Source organism: Vibrio tapetis subsp. tapetis, from assembly GCF_900233005.1.
In the GTDB taxonomy this organism is placed as follows: domain Bacteria; phylum Pseudomonadota; class Gammaproteobacteria; order Enterobacterales; family Vibrionaceae; genus Vibrio; species Vibrio tapetis.
Genome location: NZ_LT960611.1, coordinates 3,151,212 through 3,169,187, shown reverse-complemented (window position 1 = coordinate 3,169,187; position 17,976 = coordinate 3,151,212). Strand labels below are relative to the sequence as shown.

The window sequence follows — 17,976 nt, the reverse complement described above, 5'->3', positions numbered from 1 at the left end:
ATAAACAACCATGGATTGAGTATGATTGATTCTATCGTTAGCTTGGCCAAAATGGATAAACGTATTGAACTTGTGTGGTTATATGGTTCTCGCGCTCAAGGTACCTATCATGAAGAAAGTGACTTTGACTTAGCGGTGGCATTTCATGATCACGGTTTGTCGACTTTAGCTTTACGGACTCGCCCTGAATGTTTGGCGATAGAGTGGGCAGAACACTTAAATTTACCTTTAGATAAACTGAGTATTGTTGACATTAATCGCATACCTATTGCGCTCGCTTTCAATGTTATTGAATATGGGGACCTGATTTATAACAATAATCCATTACTGTTTTATAAAGAGCAGAACCGTATTCACTCTATGTTTGAATACCAGTTGATTGAAAGTAAGAGAGAGGCATCATATGAATAAAGGCCTTGAGTTATATCTAGCGGAGGTGGCATCTCATAAAGCAAAGTATCTTAAAGAATTAGATGAACTTCGCTTTGATTTAAATCAGTCGGAATTAAAAAGTCGTGACTATTTAGCTGCAGAGCGTTTATTGCAGGTTTTTACAGAGATGTGCATTGGCTTATCTAAGCACATGGTGAAGAAAATTCAAAGTAGGAGTGCGACAGAGGCGTATCAATCCTTTTCTATCTTAAAGGAACATAACCTAATTTCTAGTAATGAGTTACGTACTTGGAAGCAGGTTATCGGTATGCGTAATGGCTTAGTGCACGATTACTTAAATATCGATTTATTAATTATTGAAGATATTTTACGTGAAGGTCACTATCTAACGTTAGCGGAGTTTACGGATAAAGCGGTGGCGTTTTTATTGTCTGAGTAATAAGTCGGCCCATGCAAGAAAAATACAGGTCACCCATATATTTGAAGCCCTTAAAATTGCCAACTAGGCTTACTTTATCTGTTTAGACTTTGTTCACTGGTGGTCAGGGTAACTCAATCACACTCCACTCAAGTTTCTCTTCATACTGCTTTGGATGTACAGCTTGTGCAATAGCTCCATGTGGTTCCAATAAGTATAAGGGGTTGAAGATGAATTAGAAGTAAAGCCAATCTATAAATCTCTTAAGCTCCGTTTATAATGCGCATAAAAGGGTTAATTTCGTAATTTGTGCAGTCTTTTTAGTAGCGCTTGTCGGTTTTTGTTCTCTGATACGAACTGTTTAAAGCGAAGTGCAAAGGCACAGTCGTCACCTTTGAGTTGATATGCCTCTGCCAATTGATGCATATTGAATGAGGCTTGGTCATATCCACTGGCACAAGTACGGTTAGCTTGCTCTTGTGCCTGCTGCCATAAGTTTTCACGTTGCCTGTAAGTTTCAGTCAGTGTGGCTTCCTTTTGCGCTTTTTCTTGAGCCAGTTTTAGGGCGAGTGCTTCGGCTTGTTCTTGCTTTACTTGCTGGTGAGCAGTTTCAATATACGGCTCAACAACTGCGGCAGTTAGCCAGTGTTGGTAGGCTGGTTGTGTATCGGCTTGCTTTTTATTGGTCATCATTAATGCTTGCTGAGACGTCAGTTGCCCTTGCTGAAATAGGGCTTTTAATAGCTGGTATTTTTCTAAACTGGTTCGCTCTTTTAGCCAGCTATCGAAATTAAAGCGGTGTTGATTAGGGCGGTGGCTAGAGTTTTCTTCTAGAGCCAGAGCTAAGGATTTTATTAACTCTTGTGGAGTCTCGAATGACTGGGTAAAAGCCAGTTGCGCTTGGCTGAGTTGATGAAAGTCGAAATCTATCATTGGAATTGCTTCTAAATCATCGTCACTTTCTAACGTGTTTAGCCAAATGAAATAGATTAGGCGCCAGTCGCCTTGTAAAAGTTCGGCGCGAAGTGTAGCAAGGTGCTGAAAAAAATCATCCGCTTGCTCATCATCAAAATACTCACCATATTCTTCTATCGAGAATGTTAATAGCTGCCACTGCTTTGTTTCATGTACATAGAAGCTGTCATCATTGCGCGGTAATAGTGCCTCAGGTAGCGTGCCTATTGGCAGCTTAATATAGGCCTGGATAGAGCCCCAATCGGCATAGAAGAAACCAATATCAAAGTAGTTAAGCATGACGTCGTGCGGCTCTGCCTTTAGGCCACTGTAATGGTAATACACTATAAAGGAGGAGGCCGTGATGTCGGCACGGCTAGAAATGCTTCTTAGGGCGATATGTTGTTTGCGGTTTAACTGTCCTTCTAGACGTTCAAATCGATAGAATTGATATTCGCTCATGATGCCTTCTTTATTGCAGAGTATGAGATTTTAGTTGACCACTACGAGTCGCTTCTGGGCAGTATTATCTATGATAGACATACTAATACAATTAGTTGTTGTTACAGTGGTGACACTTTTCAAGTTTATTTCTATAATAATGTCACCATAGTGACAGTTGGGGTTTGATATGCTTTCTCTTGATACCGCGTTTGACGTTCAGCTTGAATTGAAAGATTTTGTAAAAGAGCGACGAAAACAACAAAAACTTAGTGTAGAGGCGTTAGCGGATCGCTCTGGTGTGCCTTATAGCACCATTCGAAAATTTGAAAGAACGGGGAACATCTCTTTAAGGCAGTTTCTTATGCTGCTTGAAGCTGTGGGGCATCTTAACGGTATAAAGAATATTATCGAGTAGCCTAGTCATGCGCCAAGCAGTATTGATGAGGTATTAAAGCATGCTTAATACGCCTCTGATTGTAAAAAGAACCTTTTCGGATGGACATCAAGAGACATTGGCAAGCGCGACGTCATTACAGCATATGATTGAAGAGATCTATCATGAAACTCGAAGTTTTAAACAAGAAGCAAGGCAATTCAGTTTGTCCAATGTGTTAATTTCGACGATTGATACTCATATTTCCCAGCAATATTACCTGATAAAAAATTGATACTATAGTAATGGTTTTTATCGTTTTAATCATTAAATTGCTACTATGATAGCAATTTATGGCTTTTTCTGGACGCAGCGATTGCAGAATCTGAAAAAGGCGCAGCAACGGCTCAATAGAGCTTGTATGCAAGAAAGCTATAATGAACTCGAGTTAGCCGGGCTTGTCCATACTTTTGAGTTTTCTTTTGAGTTTTCTTTTGAGTTTTCTTTTGAGTTGACTTGGAAAACGCTAAAAGATTTACTTGAATACGAAGGGTTCGATGTCTCTTCTCCACTCAGTGTCATTAAAACTGCCTTCGAGGCTAAAAGTGGTCAATAGTCATTTATTCGTGCCATCGTCTATCGGCCTTAAACCACATCAGTATCAATTGATTAACGATATTTTGTTGAGTGTAACGCTTTGGTTGTCCATGCTTGGGTTTTCGGCTCTAGAGCATTGGGCATCTATCAAGACAGTTCTGATATAGACATTGCACTTGAAGGTGAAGGTACATCCTTTAGCGTCGTGGCAGGTTTTCAAGACCGTTTAGAGCAATCGTCACTACCATTTAAAGTCGATTTACTAGTAAAGAGGAAAGTAACCTCTAGCGATTTACTTGCCCATATTGAAGAATATGGCATTAAAATTAAGTGATTTCTAAATTACAATAAGTACAAAAATGGCACCTAAATGCAGGTGCCATTTTTTAGATTTTGTTAGAGCGCTTACTCTCAAAACGCCTTTTCTGGCATCCCTCGCCACTTTCTGATTGCGGTGGTAATGCGCCACACATAAGAAAGCAGTACGGCGTAAGCGCCGAAAGTAGCAATAAATAGCCAGAACATAGCCGGCTCAGGAATATTGGTGACCTCACCGTAAATGCCAAAGCCTGCGAAAGCACTCGCAAAGCTGCATATTGTGAGTAGTGTAGCGCGTGGGCCAAGGCCTAGGCGTTGGAATATATGGTGTAGGTGTTCACGGTCTGGTTTAAATGGTGAGTCGCCACGGCGCACGCGTCGGATCATAATGGCGGCCATATCCATCAGTGGTATCGAAATAATCCAGAGTGCAGTTACCGGTCGCATTAGCATGTCACCAGTACTTTCATTTGCTTGGCTTGCACTGAGCAAAATCCATATCACAGTAAAGCCAATCAGCATACTGCCCGCATCGCCCATAAAGACTTTGCGCTCTCTACCTAATAAGCCCAAGTTCATGCAAATATAGGGAACCATGGTTACCACTAAAACTACACATAAATAGGCCAAGCCTTGCCGTGCATCGAGCTTTAGCAGTATTGCTAGTGCGCCAAAGGTAACCATAGAAAGTCCACCTAACAGGCCATCGATTCCATCGACCATATTGAAAGCGTTAATCGCACCAATGACCGCAAATATGGTGATAACACCACTGATATAACCGTCACCAAGCCACATATCGCCGAAACCAAACATGTTGCCTAAAAAGTGTAGGTTTAAGTCTGCAAACAGGATCATGGTGATAGAAAGAGCCGCTTGAATTAGCAAACGAACTTTAAAGCTCACGTCGTATTTATCATCCAATGCGCCTAAAATTGTTAACAAGGCAATACAGCCCAAAAATAGTTGGCTATGGTGAATAATATGAGGTTTGTTAAAAATAAACTGAGCTAAGGTAATGCAAATAGAGATACCACCAACCAATGGCACAGCTCCAGTGTGGAACTTACGCGCGTTTGGTTTATCTACTAAGCCTATTTGTTTTGCTACTTTGCGCATCAAAAAAAGAGTGGCAAAGGAAAAGAAGAAAGTGAAAGAAAGTTCTAACAACATGAGGTAGCCAACGTGTCCGTGTGATTGTATTTTTTATGGCGATATTCTAGTCGATTTTAGTTTGATTATAAAGCATAGATACCCGTGAGTTGTTACAATGTTTGATGGTGTTCTAGATATGATATTAGGCCAGAAAAGGAGTGAGGTCTCACTGGCCTTAATTGAGTTAGTCGTTGGTTTTAACAAAGGCTTGCTGTTGGTCGCCTCGCTTGGCTCGAATGAATGAGGTAATGCGCCAAATGTGGCTTAGCCCAAGAGCGTAAACGCCAAAGCAAGCCAAAAAGGTGATAAACATGGTGCTTTGTGCTATCTCGGCGATTTCGCCGTAAATACCAAATGCGGCGTAACTTATAGCAACAGCGTAAATAAAGGCCAATGTTTGTGTATTTGAAAGACCAATGCGTTGGCAAATGTGGTGTAGGTGCTCTCTGTCTGGTTTGAGTGGCGACTGCCCATGCCGAATTCGGCGATACATAATCGCGACCATGTCTGTCAACGGTACTGCAATAAGCCAAAGGACGGTCACTGGTCGAATTGCAGCTAATTGGTTCGGTTGGCTCATTTGCAGCAGCAACCAAATGGCTAAAAAGCCAATCATCATACTGCCGGCATCTCCCATGAATACTTTTCGTTTTTGGCCAAACAGCCCAAGGTTGAACGCCATAAATGGAATAAGTGCCGCGATGAGGGCAAAGCAGATCATAGCTAAGGCTGGCTGGTCATTAATAGTGAGTAAAATACCCATAGCTAAAAAGGTAATGATACTTAGCCCACCGAGCAAACCATCTATACCATCTACCATGTTGAACGCATTAATCGCACCAATAACAGCAATGATGGTGATGGCAGTAGACAGTAGGCCGCCTAAATCAACTTCACCATGACCAAATAGATTCCCGAATGAGTGTAATTCTATTTCGGCTATAAAGATCATGCCGATACTGAGTAAAGCCTGAACGGCCATACGAATGTTGCAACATAACTCGTTTTTATCATCCCATACGCCCATGCTTGTTAAAACAAGCATTGAAAAGATAAGCCATTGTTGGTTGTCGATAAAACTTGGTTGGAATGCCAGCATAGAGCAGAGAGCAATACAAATCGCAATACCACCAATGAGTGGAATTGCCCCAGAGTGATGTTTTCTGTGGTTAGGTTTGTCAACCAGTTGAACCTGTTGGGCGAGCTTGCGCCCAAAAATTAATAGCACACTCGCGAATACGAATACGCCCAGAAGTGTAAAAGCCATGATGTACCTACCGCTGATGATTGTGATTGTTTTTTATTAGAATCATTCAGCTAAGGTTAAGTGGATGTGTACATAAACGCCTCTCAGAATCGAATCCTTTTGATTACTATTGTCTAAATATCGTACAGGGCTTGATGAAAAGCAAGGTATGAAAAAGAAGAATTTTAACCGTATTGGGACCGACTTTATTGAATAAATGAGATGTGCTGTGGGCCACAAGCACAGTTCTCGCACAAATTGTTGGATTGGTCGCGGTGCATTGGTGTTTCGTCAGGGAATCGGGGTATAATCGCAGATATAAAATTCTTATACATGCCCTAGCATGTTAATGCGTCTTGAGGGTACGTTTAACCTTAGGGCGGTAGCGTACATTTTTCTTTTTGGTTTATGGCATATGAATACGATACTTTCTTTAATTGGGCGACAAAAAGCGCTATTTAATACGGATATACAAAGCAATGAGCAGCAATTGAAAAGTATTGTTTCTAATGCTCGTTTTTTGGTTTTAGGTGGTGCAGGTTCCATTGGTCAGGCGGTCACAAAAGAGATCTTCAAGCGTAATCCTAACAAGTTGCATGTGGTCGATATTAGCGAAAACAATATGGTTGAGCTGGTTCGTGATATTCGTAGTTCGTTTGGTTATATCGATGGCGACTTCCAAACCTTTGCGTTAGACATTGGCTCCATCGAATACGATGCGTTTATCAAAGCCGATGGTCAGTATGACTACGTCTTAAATCTATCTGCATTAAAGCATGTTCGTAGCGAGAAAGACCCATTTACCTTAATGCGTATGATCGATGTGAATGTATTTAATACCGATAAAACCATTCAGCAATCAATTGATGCAGGTGTGAAAAAATACTTTTGTGTCTCGACAGACAAAGCAGCAAACCCTGTCAACATGATGGGTGCTTCTAAGCGTATTATGGAAATGTTCTTAATGCGTAAAAGTGAACAGATAGCGATTTCAACCGCGCGCTTTGCAAACGTAGCGTTTTCAGACGGTTCATTACTGCATGGCTTTAATCAGCGTATTCAGAAAAATCAACCGATAGTTGCCCCAAATGATATCAAACGTTATTTCGTGACTCCGCAAGAGTCTGGCGAGCTCTGCTTAATGTCTTGTATTTTTGGTGAAAACCGCGACATCTTTTTTCCTAAATTAAGTGAAGCCCTGCATCTTATTTCTTTTGCAGATATTGCGATAAAGTACCTTGAGCAACGTGGTTTTGAACCTCACTTGTGTGAAACAGAAGATGAAGCGCGAGAACTAGCAAAAACTCTGCCTGCACAGGGTAAATGGCCTTGTTTATTTACGTCGAGTGATACTACGGGCGAAAAAGACTTCGAAGAGTTCTTTACTGATCAAGAAACGTTGGATATGGCGCGCTTTGAAAACTTAGGCATCATTAAGAACGAACCGCTTTATGAGCAAGAGCTTTTGGCGTTGTTTGAGCAAGAAGTAAGCCGAATGAAGTTGGGTCGTGAATGGAGTAAGGATGAGCTTGTTAAGCTGGTCTTTACCATGATCCCAGACTTTGGCCATAAAGAAACCGGTAAATACCTTGATAGCAAAATGTAGTTATCACTGTTGTTGAAGTAAATACTGAAGCCGCACTAACTAGAGAGTTGAGTAATGAGCCAAACATCGATTGTTGAGTTTGTTCGTGATGTATATCAAACCAACGACTTCATCCCCCTACATGCCCCTAGCTTTAATGGTAATGAGCAGAAGTACGTCTCACAAACGATAGAAAGCACGTTTGTATCCAGTGTTGGTAAGTTTGTTGAACAGTTTGAGCAACAAATTGAAGCCTATACGGGCACGGCCAAAGCGGTTGCCACAGTAAATGGCACGGCAGCATTACATGCCGCCTTGTATATGGCAGGCGTAAAACCAGATGATTTTGTTATTACTCAAGCGCTGACCTTTGTTGCGACTTGTAATGCTCTTTACCACATGGGAGCTGAACCAATTTTTGTCGATGTGTCGCCTATCAGTTTAGGTTTATGCCCTAAAGCAATGGATTGTTATCTTACTGAGCATGCTCAGTTAACATCGACAGGCTGTGTTCATAAACAGACGCAACGTCCGATACGTGCCGTCGTGCCAATGCATACCTTCGGCCACCCTGTTGAACTAGATGAACTCATTGCCGTTTGTCGTAAATGGAACATTACTTTAGTTGAAGATGCGGCAGAGAGCTTAGGATCATTCTACAAAGGGCAACATACCGGTACTCTGGGTGATTTTGGTGCGGTGAGTTTCAATGGTAATAAAATTATTACCACAGGCGGTGGCGGCATGGTGTTGTGCAAAACCTCTGAGTTAGGTGCTCACACTAAGCATGTAACCACCACTGCAAAAGTACCACATCCTTATGAGTTTTATCATGATGTGGCGGGGTTCAATTATCGTATGCCAAACCTCAATGCGGCATTAGGTTGCGCGCAGATGGAAGTGTTAGAGCAGTACCTAATATGTAAACGGGCTTTAGCCAATAAGTACCAAAACTTCTTTGATGGAAGTGATTTTGAGTTTGTGATTGAGCCTGAATACGCTCAGTCGAATTACTGGTTGAATGCAGTTATTTGCCCTTCTGTTGGTTCGCGTGATGCCCTGCTCAAGCAGACTAATGATGCAGGGGTCATGACTCGCCCAATTTGGCAGTTGATGCATCGTTTACCTATGTTTAAAGATGCACCGCGTGGTGATTTAACGCACTCTGAGCATATTGAAGCACATTTAGTTAATTTGCCGAGTAGCCCCGTATCGTTCTAGGCTGCTCTAATTGAGTTATGGGATGGAAGTCGTTAATTTTGATGATCACTTTGGTAGCGAGTAAAAGTAATGAATAAAAAAATCGCGGTATTTACAGGTACAAGGGCTGAGTATGGTCTGCTCTTTTGGCTGTTAAAAGACATTCAAAGTGATCGTGAACTTGATCTTCAACTGTTGGTTTCTGGGATGCATTTATCCCCTGAGTTTGGCGAAACATACCAACAAATAGAGATAGATGGTTTTAAGATTGATGAAAAAATCGAGATATTACTCTCATCTGATTCTGCTGTGGGTACGGCAAAGAGTATGGGCCTAGGGGTGTTGGGTTTTGCTGATGCATTAGCACGCTTACAGCCAGATGTGTTAGTGATTCTAGGTGACCGATTTGAAGCTTTAGCCGCCGCACAAACAGCGATGATTCTGCGTATTCCTATTTTACATTTGCATGGTGGGGAGATCACCGAAGGGGCTTATGATGATGCAATTCGTCATGCAATTACTAAGTTAAGTTACTTGCACGGCACTTCTACGGAGGAATACCGTCAACGAGTGATCCAGTTAGGTGAAGCCCCCGATCGAGTACGTAATGTTGGGGCTATTGGGCTTGACCACTTGAAACGTGCCGACTTCATGGAGGTTGAAGGGTTAGCGAAGTCGCTTAATTTTCCACTATCTCAACCTTTCTTTTTAGTTACCTATCACCCAGTAACGCTTGGAGAAGAATTGCCAGAAGTCAGCTTTCAAGCGTTGTTAGATGCGTTAGACGAATTCCCCGATCATCAAGTAATTTTGACTTATCCCAATGCGGATGACGGTGGCCGGCGTATTATACCCATTTTGGAACGGTATGCGCGTGAAAGACCATTGCGTATATTGGCAATTCCATCTTTAGGACAAGTTCGATATTTAAGTGCGGTGAAGCATGCGACTGCGGTGATTGGTAATTCTTCAAGCGGTATTATCGAGGTTCCGGCATTTGATGTCCCTACGGTTAATATTGGGGTCAGACAAAAAGGGCGTTTAGCTGCAAAAAGTGTGTTGCATTGCGATTCTAATCAAGAAGCTATTTCGGCTGCTATTGGTACTGCTGTGAGCCGTAATTATAAGCAGACGGATGAGGTTGTTTATAATCCATATGGGCAAGGGGATGTTAGCAAGCAAGTGATTGATATGCTTAAGTCGCTACAATTTGAGCCGAGCAAAGCTTTTTACGATCTGAGTAGCACAAAGAAATCGAACAATAACTTACGTTAACGAGAACAAGCGAGAACCCTATGACGTTAATAATTGCAGAAGCTGGTGTTAATCATAATGGTGATGAAAAACTGGCTTTTGAACTGGTTAATGCTGCGCATCAAGCGGGCGCTGATATCGTTAAATTTCAGACGTTTAAAGCAAAGAATCTAGTCACGGAAGATGCAAAACAAGCTGAATATCAAGTAACTAACACCCAAAAGCAGGAGTCACAACTGGCGATGTTAAGTCGCTTGGAGTTATCTTATCAAGTGCATCATCAGCTGGTTGAGCATTGCCAGAAGCTAGGCATTGAATTTCTTTCAACCGCATTTGACTCTGAAAGTCTCGATTTCTTGGTAAATGATTTAGGCTTAACTCGATTAAAGATCCCATCAGGTGAAATTACCAATGCGCCTTTGGTGTTGGAGCATGCTCGCACTGGATGTGATTTAATTGTATCAACAGGTATGGCGACGCTATCGGAAGTTGAAGCGGTACTTGGTGTAATTGCCTTCGGTTATACGGCCGATGACGCAGCTTTGCCGAGTGTAGGTGCTTTTCAGCAAGCTTATGCTTCAATCGCTGGCCAGCAAATGCTTAAGCAAAAGGTAACCATACTCCATTGTACGACAGAATACCCCGCGCCAATGGCCGAAATTAACCTAAAAGCGATGGATACATTGGGTCGCGCTTTTGAGTTGCCTGCTGGATATTCAGATCATAGCGAAGGGATTACTATCCCTGTAGCTGCAGTGGCTCGTGGCGCGGTGTTGATTGAAAAACACTTTACCTTAGATAAGACCATGGAAGGGCCTGATCATAAAGCGTCGCTAGAGCCGAATGAGCTTGCGGCTATGGTCGAGAGTATTCGTCAGGTTGAAGTTGCATTAGGTGGTGGGGTAAAAACTCCCACGGTATCTGAAGTCAAAAATAAAGCGGTTGCACGTAAAAGCCTTGTGGCAGCGAAGCCAATTAAAACGGGTGAGTGTTTTAGTGAGCAAAACCTTACAATTAAACGTCCGGGGACGGGGATGTCGCCTTATCGATTTTGGACGCTGATTAATAAACCTGCAACCCAAAACTATATGGCTGGAGACATAATTGTTGAGTAAGCCGAAATTAAAGCCATTGATTATCATTGGTGGTGGCGGTCATGCCAGCGTGCTGGTAGATATACTGAGAATGCAAGGACGGAACATTGTCGCTATTGTGAGCCCTGATGACCCGAATAGGCGTACTGTATTTAAAGGACTGACGCGCTTTAGAAATGATGATGATGTGTTTCAGTTTTCGAACGAGGATGTGTTGCTGGTCAACGGGATTGGCGTATTACCAAATTCTGATTTTAAACAAAAACTGAATCAGTATTATCTCGCACATGGCTATCAGTTTGAAACTGTGATCGCAGAGACAGCACAAGTCTCGCCTTACGCGACAGTAGAGGCTGGAGCGCAAGTATTCGCTGGCGCTATCATTCAGGCCGGTGCACGTATAGCAAGTCATGTGGTTATTAACTCTGGAGCGATTATCGAGCATGATTGCTGCATCGGTGAGTATAATCATATTGCCCCTAACGCGACACTTTGTGGGCAGGTAGAAACAGAAAAAAATGTTTTTATTGGTGCGAATGCTACGGTTATTCAAGGTATTAAACTCGCACAACATGCAGTTGTGGGTGCAGGTGCGGTTGTTATAAGAAATTTGCTAGCGGGCGAAACCTGTTACCCAAGTAGAGTAACGGTTAAGAAAAGTGTAGATGGACTAAAAAATAAAGGTTACTCATGAGCCACAGTTGGAAAAAGGTACTAATAAAACCGACGAGTACGCTGCGCGATGCGTTAGAAATTATAAATAATGAGTCATTGCGTGTTGTATTGGTTGTGGATGATTCGGATAGATTACTAGGTGTTGTTACTGATGGCGACATAAGACGTGGTTTGCTCAATAATTTACCGTTGAGTGCTGAAGTTCAGCTTGTCATGAACTCATCGCCCGAAACCGCGGATGTAAATACGAGCAAAGAAAAACTTGTTACGATGATGGAAAGTAAAGAGATTCTGTCAATACCGCTGCTAGCTAATGGGAAGGTAGTTGGTCTTGAAACCTTACATAGCATGCTTAGTAAGCCAGTTTTCTATAATCCCGTATTTTTAATGGCTGGTGGTTTTGGCACCCGCTTACGCCCTTTGACAGATGATTGCCCGAAGCCAATGCTAAAGGTTGGTAACAAGCCAATTTTAGATACGGTTATTCGCAGTTTTATTAAAGCGGGCTTTGTTAATTTTTATATATCAACCCATTACATGCCAGAGCAAATAGAGCAGTATTTTGGCGATGGTTCTGGCTTAGGGGTCAAGATCACTTATGTGCATGAAGAATCCCCTTTAGGTACTGGAGGGGCTTTGGGGCTGTTGCCAGCAGATTTACCGGAAGGTTTGCCACTGATAATGATGAATGGAGACGTACTTACTAAAGTCGACTTTCAACGCCTGTTAGAGTTTCATACTGATAACCAAGCAGATGCGACTATGTGTGTACGAGAGTACGACTATCAGATCCCTTACGGGGTTATCAATGGAACAGGCCATAAAATTACGAGTATGGTGGAAAAACCGATTCAACGTTTTTTTGTTAATGCGGGTATTTATGTAGTGTCTCCGCGTGTCATTCAATCTGTTCCTGCGAATCATCATATTGATATGCCAACTTTGCTTGAACAGCATATGAATGAAAGAGAAAACATATTGATGTTCCCTATTCATGAATATTGGTTAGATATTGGGCGAATTGACGACTTTAACCGAGCTCAAACAGACATACATACATTGGGGTTTGATTAAAAATGGAAAGGCTTGCAGTCATTGGTTTAGGTAATATTGCTACTCGGCATCGACGTAATTTAAAGTTACGCTTTCCAGCTGCGAAACTGTTTTCGATGTCTTCGAGCGGTCGAATACCAACAGAGAGCATAGAGTGTTGTGACGAACTGGTTTCTAGTATTGCTGATATAATCAAAGAAAAAGTTCAATTAGTGATTGTCGCCTCACCAGCTCCGTTCCATGCAAAGCATGCCATACCACTTATTAAAGCCGGCATTCCGACATTAATTGAAAAGCCAGTAACGACGACAGTTGAAGAGGCGCAGCTAATTCAACAAGCTATTAACTACTACCAAACTCCGGTAGCGATAGGCTATTGTTTACGTTATTTGCCTTCTGCTTTGAAGTTAAAAGAGCTATTGGCTCAGCGTAAGATTGGTACAATGTATAATGCTCATATTGAAATTGGTCAGTATTTACCAGACTGGCGCCCAAATAAAGACTACCGCCAGTGCGTTTCAGCAAACAAAAATCTGGGTGGGGGAGCGCTTTTTGAATTGAGCCATGAATTGGATTATACCCAGTGGTTACTTGGTCCTCTTACTGTGCAGCATGCAATTTTACGATCATCACAAGAACTAAAACTCGATGTTGAAGATGTCGCTGATATATTAACTACTAATAACGAAAATGTAGTGACGACGATTCACTTGGACTTTCTTCAGCGCAAGGCACATAGACAATGCAGCTTTATTGGAAGTGAAGGGCGAATTGACTGGGATCTAATTCAGAATCAATTGTTATTTACAACCGCGACCAATAGCTCTGTCGTATATCAAGATCCAATGTGGGATAAAAACCAGATGTATTTGGCCATGATTGATGACTTTATACAAATGATAGAAGGTTTGCCGCATACTTGCATCACAATTGAAGAAGCTCAAAGTACAGTGATGCTGATTGATGACATCAGACGACAAACTGAGCGAGAGTAGAGATTAAAATGAAAAATTACGCATTTATTTTTGCTCGAGGAGGCTCAAAAGGGCTGCCTGGTAAAAATATAAAACCTTTAGCTGGGAAGCCATTGTTACAATATTCTGTAGATTCAGCATTAGCTTCTCCTTCGATTGACCGAGTGTTTGTCTCTACAGATGATAAAAGCATTGCTGAGGTGGCACTGAATTCTGGCGCAATTTTGATAGAACGACCAGAAGAACTCGCTACCGATACGAGTCCAGAGTGGCTCTCATGGCGGCATGCGATACAATGGGTGAACGAAAATTACGGCCATTTTGATGGTTTTGTAAGTTTACCGGCAACGAGCCCATTGCGTAGCGTTGAAGATATCGAATTGGCAATAGCTCAACGTGAAAACGTAGGTGCGGACATCTGTATTTCAACAACTCCGGCCTCGCGTAGCCCATTTTTCAATATGGTTAAGTACACTGGAGACGACTTAGTAGAGCTCGTCAACCAACCTGAATCTGAGGTCGCACGTCGACAAGATGCCCCAAAAGTATTTGATATTACAACGGTTGTATATGTCGCTACGCCGAAATTTGTGCTCGACCAATATGGTATTTTTTCTGGTAAAGTAACGAGTATTGATGTTCCAAAAGAACGAGCGGTTGATATTGATGATATCTATGATTTCAGGCTGGCTGAAGCTATCTTACAGGATATAAAATGATGAGAGACTTATTGAAAGATCAGAAAGTCTTGGTTGCTGGTGCTGCTGGCTTGCTTGGTACAAAAATTGTTCATCAGGCATTACTTCAAGGAGCAGAAGTAATAGCAGCCGATCTTGAGCTAGAAGCAATGGATACTAAGCTCGTGCAACAGCAAGTCGACACAAACAATCCGAAACTTAAATTGGTTGAACTTAACGTCACAAATGAGTCGGAAGTGAAAGCGTTTTTTACTGAACATGACGGGATTACTGGAGCGGTAAATAGTACTTACCCGCGTAACAAAACTTATGGTTCTCATTTTTTTGATGTGACATTACAGAGTTTTAATGAAAACCTGAGCTTACATTTAGGCAGTGCGTTTTTGTTTACTCAGCAATGTGCTGAATATTTTAATAGAAACCAGTCGCCGTTTTCATTAGTGAATATTTCATCAATATATGGTGTGATTGCACCTAAATTTGATGTCTATGCTGGTACCTCTATGACGATGCCGGTGGAATACGCAGCAATTAAATCGGCTATTTTGCATATGAATAAGTATGCAGTTGCGTATGTTGATGATAGCAGATTTCGGATTAACAGTATCAGTCCGGGGGGGATCTTTGATCATCAGCCAGAAGAGTTTTTGGAAGCTTATAAAAGTAAGACTCATGGAGCGGGGATGCTCGACGTCGAAGAAGTCATTGGTTCCGTACTCTTTTTACTTTCACAACAATCTAAGTATGTCACTGGGCAAAACATTGTTGTCGACGATGGCTTTATTCTGTAACGAAAACATTCAAAGTGAATAAAATGAAAATAGCAATAATTGACTATGATATGGGTAATGTTCGCTCCATTGAAAATGCGATCAACCATGTCGGAAAGTACGACATTCAAATCACTAATGATCCTGCCATCATTGAAGCGTCAAATTGTGTTATTTTACCTGGCGTTGGTGCTTTTCCAGACGCGATGAAAAAGCTGCACGAAAAGCAGTTGGTGGATGTGCTTACCCATGAAGTTATAACCAAGAAAAAACCAGCTCTCGGTATTTGTCTTGGTATGCAGTTGTTATTTGAGTCTTCAGAAGAAATTGAATTGACAAAAGGGCTCGGTTGGATTCCAGGTAAAGTGGAGTATATGACGCCTGGTCAGGGACTTCGCGTACCTCATGTTGGTTGGAACTCGCTGATTTTACAAAAAGAACAGAGCGTATTTGATTACCTTCATGATGATAAAGATTTCTACTTTGTACATAGCTTGTGGGTGAATTGCCCGTCAGAATACAAGCTAGCGACATTTGACTATGGTGTAGAAATGACAGCCTCGGTGCAAAAAGACAATGTGGTTGGTATGCAGTTCCACCCAGAAAAAAGTCAGAAGAATGGCTTGGCAGCAATGAAGAGCTTTTTAGATTGGGCTCAAACTCAAGCAACAGGAGGTAATAATGCTTAAAACTCGATTAATTCCATGCATTGTTACAAAAGGGGAGCTCGTGGTTCAGAGCTTCGGCTTTAACAAATACTTGCCTATTGGTAACGTAAAAACAGCCATCGACTTTTTTGTAAACTGGGATGTCGATGAAATCGTCGTTAACGATATTGATGCAACAAAAGATGGTAGAGAGCCTAATTTTGATTTGGTTAGCTGGGCGGCAAAAGAGTGTTTTGTTCCCTTAACTGTCGGTGGCGGAATCAAGAGCATTGAGCATATTCGTCAACTCCTAAAAGCAGGCGCTGATAAAGTTGCTATCAATTCACTTGCGATGGAAACCCCGAGCTTTATTACTGAATCATCTTCCATTTTTGGTAGCCAGTGTATTACCGTTTCCATTGATGCTCTTGAACAAGATGGTTGTTATAAAGTCTACGACTATCAGCAAGGTGCTCCATTAGATTTAGACGTCGTTGACTGGGCCAAAAAAGTAGAGTTACTTGGTGCCGGTGAAATTCTACTTAATTCCGTCGACAGAGATGGCAGTCGAGAAGGGTACGATACGAAATTACTCCGAAGTGTGAGTGACAATGTTTCTGTTCCTGTTATTGCTCTTGGGGGAATTGGTCGTTTTGATCAGCTTGCAGACGGTGCGATTGCGGGTGGGTGTCAAGCATTGGCAGCGGCAAACATCTTCCAACATATGGAACACAGTACCATTGCGGCTAAAGCCCAGATGAGAAGTGCTAATTTAAACGTGAGATTAAGCTCTGAAGTTAAGTATGAAAACTTTGAGTTGGATTTCCTTGGTCGCCCCTACTAAGTGTATAAACTATGAAATATTGTAAACGTTGTTTGTATCCAGAAAACCACGCACTTAATTTAATATTCGATAATGATGGAGTATGTAGTGGTTGCCGCGTACATGAAGAAAAATACCAAATTGACTGGCAGGAAAAAGAACAGGAGTTAGAGAAACTCTTGTCTCACTATAAGGTTAGAGCTGGTTCTCACTATGACTGTGTGATTCCTGTAACAGGCGTTGGGGATGATTTCTTTGTTGTTGATTTAATTAAACATAAATACGGCCTTAATCCACTGCTTGTTACCTACAATACTCATTTTTCTACTAAAGTAGGAATAAGAAACTTAGCCCGCCTAATTACCGAACTCGATTGCGACCATATGACATCAACGGTTGGACCGGACACCGTTAAAGAGATCACTCGCAAAACACTAGAAAACATGGGTGATATGTACTGGCATGTATTGGCTGGGAGTCAAACATTCCCCGTTCAAGTTGCAACAAAGCTCGATATCCCACTGATCATTTGGGGGGGCAATGGCTGGCTAGATCAAGTCGGCATGTTCAGTCATCACGACCGAGTAGAGATGACCAAAAAAGTGCGTAAAGAGCATGCTCTGCGTGGTGTGGACGCAGAGCACCTTATCGGTGGGAGTCAAAAGGTTTCCGCAAAAGATCTACAAGCATTTACTTACCCCTCGGATGAGCAGTTAGAAAAGTCGAGAGTGCGTGGCCTATATGTAGGAAACTACGTTCTATGGGATTCTCAGCAGCAAATTGAAAACATGATTGAACGCTATGGTTATGAGACGCACGAACAAGAGCGTACGTATAACCGTTATGAGTCAATCGCGTGCGCCAACAATGCAAGTGTTCATGATTATATTAAATATCTAAAGTTTGGCTATGCCAAAGTGAACGATCACGTTGCCAGAGATATCCGCTTGAAGCGTATCACTCGCAAACAAGGTCTAGAGTTAATTCGCCATTATTTACCCGTAAAACCAAAAGCATTGAGCCGCTTCTTAGAGTGGGCAGAGCTAACAGAAGAAATATTTTATCAGTACATAGATAAATTTCGCGACCCTAAAGCATGGGCAAAAGACGATGCGGGAACCTGGGTGTTAAAAGAAACCGTATTGGATATTCAGTTAACAGAGAGTGAGCAAGAGCTTGCTGTTGAAGACCCTCGCGAGTACAAGCAAACAGAGCTACTTGAATCTCAATCTTTTGATGATGAGTATATTTTACTGGGTCGTACCTACATCGATGAAGAAAACTTTAAGGCGAAAGAAGGGTAAA

19 protein-coding genes and 2 pseudogenes are annotated in these 17,976 nt (G+C 41.9%); 18 read left to right on the top strand and 3 right to left on the bottom strand.

The window, feature by feature from the left end; genetic code table 11:
- Positions 1-21: 21 nt before the first annotated feature.
- A complete protein-coding gene (gene mntA, locus VTAP4600_RS14175; RefSeq protein ID WP_102523384.1) occupies positions 22-411 on the top strand; it encodes a type VII toxin-antitoxin system MntA family adenylyltransferase antitoxin in 390 nt (129 codons plus the stop codon).
- Positions 404-832 (top strand): type VII toxin-antitoxin system HepT family RNase toxin, encoded by a 429-nt coding sequence (gene hepT / locus VTAP4600_RS14170; RefSeq protein ID WP_102523383.1) that lies wholly within the window; start codon positions 404-406, stop codon positions 830-832. The genes mntA and hepT overlap by 8 nt, the downstream gene beginning before the upstream one ends.
- A 273-nt stretch (positions 833-1,105) precedes the next feature.
- Here the strand turns inward: hepT and VTAP4600_RS14165 are convergent, their stop codons facing one another.
- Complete coding sequence (locus tag VTAP4600_RS14165; protein WP_102523382.1) at positions 1,106-2,227, bottom strand: hypothetical protein; 1,122 nt, start codon at positions 2,225-2,227, stop codon at positions 1,106-1,108.
- A 169-nt stretch (positions 2,228-2,396) separates the two neighbouring features.
- Here VTAP4600_RS14165 and VTAP4600_RS14160 point away from each other — a divergent pair, with 169 nt between their 5' ends.
- From VTAP4600_RS14160 to VTAP4600_RS14145, 4 genes and pseudogenes are all read left to right on the top strand, one after another.
- The gene (locus tag VTAP4600_RS14160; RefSeq protein ID WP_102523381.1) at positions 2,397-2,624 is read left to right on the top strand and encodes a helix-turn-helix domain-containing protein; all 228 of its coding nucleotides are present in this window, start codon (positions 2,397-2,399) and stop codon (positions 2,622-2,624) included.
- A 40-nt stretch (positions 2,625-2,664) separates the two neighbouring features.
- A complete protein-coding gene (locus VTAP4600_RS14155; protein WP_102523380.1) occupies positions 2,665-2,877 on the top strand; it encodes a hypothetical protein in 213 nt (70 codons plus the stop codon).
- Positions 2,878-2,922: 45 nt separating this feature from the next.
- A pseudogene (locus VTAP4600_RS14150) lies at positions 2,923-3,186 on the top strand (nucleotidyltransferase substrate binding protein); the annotation flags it as partial.
- 1 nt (position 3,187) lies between these two features.
- Positions 3,188-3,513, top strand: a pseudogene (locus tag VTAP4600_RS14145) (nucleotidyltransferase family protein).
- 77 nt (positions 3,514-3,590) lie between these two features.
- Here the strand turns inward: VTAP4600_RS14145 and wecA (VTAP4600_RS14140) are convergent.
- Together wecA (VTAP4600_RS14140) and wecA (VTAP4600_RS14135) are read right to left on the bottom strand one after the other, a co-directional pair.
- Positions 3,591-4,670, bottom strand: coding sequence for a UDP-N-acetylglucosamine--undecaprenyl-phosphate N-acetylglucosaminephosphotransferase (gene wecA, locus VTAP4600_RS14140; RefSeq protein WP_102523379.1), 1,080 nt, complete (start codon positions 4,668-4,670; stop codon positions 3,591-3,593).
- A gap of 166 nt (positions 4,671-4,836) precedes the next feature.
- Entirely contained in the window at positions 4,837-5,919 is a 1,083-nt protein-coding gene (gene wecA / locus VTAP4600_RS14135; RefSeq protein WP_102523378.1) for a UDP-N-acetylglucosamine--undecaprenyl-phosphate N-acetylglucosaminephosphotransferase, read from the bottom strand.
- 394 nt (positions 5,920-6,313) lie between these two features.
- On the opposite strand from wecA (VTAP4600_RS14135), the gene VTAP4600_RS14130 reads away from it, so the two are divergent.
- From VTAP4600_RS14130 to VTAP4600_RS14075, 12 genes are all read left to right on the top strand, one after another.
- A complete protein-coding gene (locus VTAP4600_RS14130) occupies positions 6,314-7,504 on the top strand; it encodes a UDP-N-acetylglucosamine 4,6-dehydratase (RefSeq protein ID WP_102523377.1) in 1,191 nt (396 codons plus the stop codon).
- A 54-nt stretch (positions 7,505-7,558) separates the two neighbouring features.
- Positions 7,559-8,704 (top strand): LegC family aminotransferase, encoded by a 1,146-nt coding sequence (locus tag VTAP4600_RS14125; RefSeq protein WP_102523376.1) that lies wholly within the window; start codon positions 7,559-7,561, stop codon positions 8,702-8,704.
- A gap of 69 nt (positions 8,705-8,773) precedes the next feature.
- Complete coding sequence (neuC, locus tag VTAP4600_RS14120; RefSeq protein ID WP_102523375.1) at positions 8,774-9,958, top strand: UDP-N-acetylglucosamine 2-epimerase; 1,185 nt, start codon at positions 8,774-8,776, stop codon at positions 9,956-9,958.
- Between the two features lie 20 nt (positions 9,959-9,978).
- The gene (gene neuB, locus VTAP4600_RS14115; RefSeq protein ID WP_102523374.1) at positions 9,979-11,052 is read left to right on the top strand and encodes an N-acetylneuraminate synthase; all 1,074 of its coding nucleotides are present in this window, start codon (positions 9,979-9,981) and stop codon (positions 11,050-11,052) included.
- On the top strand, positions 11,045-11,725 hold the full coding sequence (locus VTAP4600_RS14110; protein WP_102524005.1) for an acetyltransferase: 681 nt from the start codon (positions 11,045-11,047) through the stop codon (positions 11,723-11,725). The genes neuB and VTAP4600_RS14110 overlap by 8 nt, the downstream gene beginning before the upstream one ends.
- The gene (locus VTAP4600_RS14105) at positions 11,722-12,780 is read left to right on the top strand and encodes a nucleotidyltransferase family protein (RefSeq protein ID WP_102523373.1); all 1,059 of its coding nucleotides are present in this window, start codon (positions 11,722-11,724) and stop codon (positions 12,778-12,780) included. The genes VTAP4600_RS14110 and VTAP4600_RS14105 overlap by 4 nt, the downstream gene beginning before the upstream one ends.
- Positions 12,781-12,782: 2 nt before the next feature.
- Positions 12,783-13,754, top strand: a complete 972-nt coding sequence (locus tag VTAP4600_RS14100; RefSeq protein ID WP_102523372.1) for a Gfo/Idh/MocA family protein — start codon at positions 12,783-12,785, stop codon at positions 13,752-13,754.
- An 8-nt stretch (positions 13,755-13,762) separates the two neighbouring features.
- Positions 13,763-14,452: an acylneuraminate cytidylyltransferase family protein gene (locus VTAP4600_RS14095; RefSeq protein ID WP_102523371.1), complete on the top strand. Its 690-nt coding sequence runs from the start codon at positions 13,763-13,765 to the stop codon at positions 14,450-14,452.
- Entirely contained in the window at positions 14,452-15,222 is a 771-nt protein-coding gene (locus VTAP4600_RS14090; RefSeq protein WP_102524004.1) for an oxidoreductase, read from the top strand. Before VTAP4600_RS14095 ends, VTAP4600_RS14090 begins: the two co-directional genes overlap by 1 nt.
- A gap of 23 nt (positions 15,223-15,245) precedes the next feature.
- Positions 15,246-15,890: an imidazole glycerol phosphate synthase subunit HisH gene (hisH, locus tag VTAP4600_RS14085; RefSeq protein WP_102523370.1), complete on the top strand. Its 645-nt coding sequence runs from the start codon at positions 15,246-15,248 to the stop codon at positions 15,888-15,890.
- On the top strand, positions 15,883-16,692 hold the full coding sequence (locus VTAP4600_RS14080; RefSeq protein WP_102523369.1) for a HisA/HisF-related TIM barrel protein: 810 nt from the start codon (positions 15,883-15,885) through the stop codon (positions 16,690-16,692). The genes hisH and VTAP4600_RS14080 overlap by 8 nt, the downstream gene beginning before the upstream one ends.
- 11 nt (positions 16,693-16,703) lie before the next feature.
- Complete coding sequence (locus VTAP4600_RS14075; RefSeq protein ID WP_102523368.1) at positions 16,704-17,975, top strand: N-acetyl sugar amidotransferase; 1,272 nt, start codon at positions 16,704-16,706, stop codon at positions 17,973-17,975.
- The last annotated feature ends 1 nt before the right edge of the window (position 17,976 follow it).

Bases quoted from the DNA above. Each gene is read 5' to 3' on its own strand.
- neuC (WP_102523375.1), top strand. From the start codon at position 8,774: ATGAATAAAAAAATCGCGGTATTTACAGGTACAAGGGCTGAGTATGGT.
- VTAP4600_RS14125 (WP_102523376.1), top strand. From the start codon at position 7,559: ATGAGCCAAACATCGATTGTTGAGTTTGTTCGTGATGTATATCAAACC.
- hepT (WP_102523383.1), top strand. From the start codon at position 404: ATGAATAAAGGCCTTGAGTTATATCTAGCGGAGGTGGCATCTCATAAA.
- mntA (WP_102523384.1), top strand. From the start codon at position 22: ATGATTGATTCTATCGTTAGCTTGGCCAAAATGGATAAACGTATTGAA.
- wecA (WP_102523379.1), bottom strand. From the start codon at position 4,670: ATGTTGTTAGAACTTTCTTTCACTTTCTTCTTTTCCTTTGCCACTCTT.
- VTAP4600_RS14165 (WP_102523382.1), bottom strand. From the start codon at position 2,227: ATGAGCGAATATCAATTCTATCGATTTGAACGTCTAGAAGGACAGTTA.
- VTAP4600_RS14080 (WP_102523369.1), top strand. From the start codon at position 15,883: ATGCTTAAAACTCGATTAATTCCATGCATTGTTACAAAAGGGGAGCTC.
- wecA (WP_102523378.1), bottom strand. From the start codon at position 5,919: ATGGCTTTTACACTTCTGGGCGTATTCGTATTCGCGAGTGTGCTATTA.
- VTAP4600_RS14075 (WP_102523368.1), top strand. From the start codon at position 16,704: ATGAAATATTGTAAACGTTGTTTGTATCCAGAAAACCACGCACTTAAT.
- VTAP4600_RS14160 (WP_102523381.1), top strand. From the start codon at position 2,397: ATGCTTTCTCTTGATACCGCGTTTGACGTTCAGCTTGAATTGAAAGAT.
- VTAP4600_RS14090 (WP_102524004.1), top strand. From the start codon at position 14,452: ATGAGAGACTTATTGAAAGATCAGAAAGTCTTGGTTGCTGGTGCTGCT.
- hisH (WP_102523370.1), top strand. From the start codon at position 15,246: ATGAAAATAGCAATAATTGACTATGATATGGGTAATGTTCGCTCCATT.
- VTAP4600_RS14155 (WP_102523380.1), top strand. From the start codon at position 2,665: ATGCTTAATACGCCTCTGATTGTAAAAAGAACCTTTTCGGATGGACAT.
- neuB (WP_102523374.1), top strand. From the start codon at position 9,979: ATGACGTTAATAATTGCAGAAGCTGGTGTTAATCATAATGGTGATGAA.
- VTAP4600_RS14105 (WP_102523373.1), top strand. From the start codon at position 11,722: ATGAGCCACAGTTGGAAAAAGGTACTAATAAAACCGACGAGTACGCTG.
- VTAP4600_RS14095 (WP_102523371.1), top strand. From the start codon at position 13,763: ATGAAAAATTACGCATTTATTTTTGCTCGAGGAGGCTCAAAAGGGCTG.
- VTAP4600_RS14100 (WP_102523372.1), top strand. From the start codon at position 12,783: ATGGAAAGGCTTGCAGTCATTGGTTTAGGTAATATTGCTACTCGGCAT.
- VTAP4600_RS14130 (WP_102523377.1), top strand. From the start codon at position 6,314: ATGAATACGATACTTTCTTTAATTGGGCGACAAAAAGCGCTATTTAAT.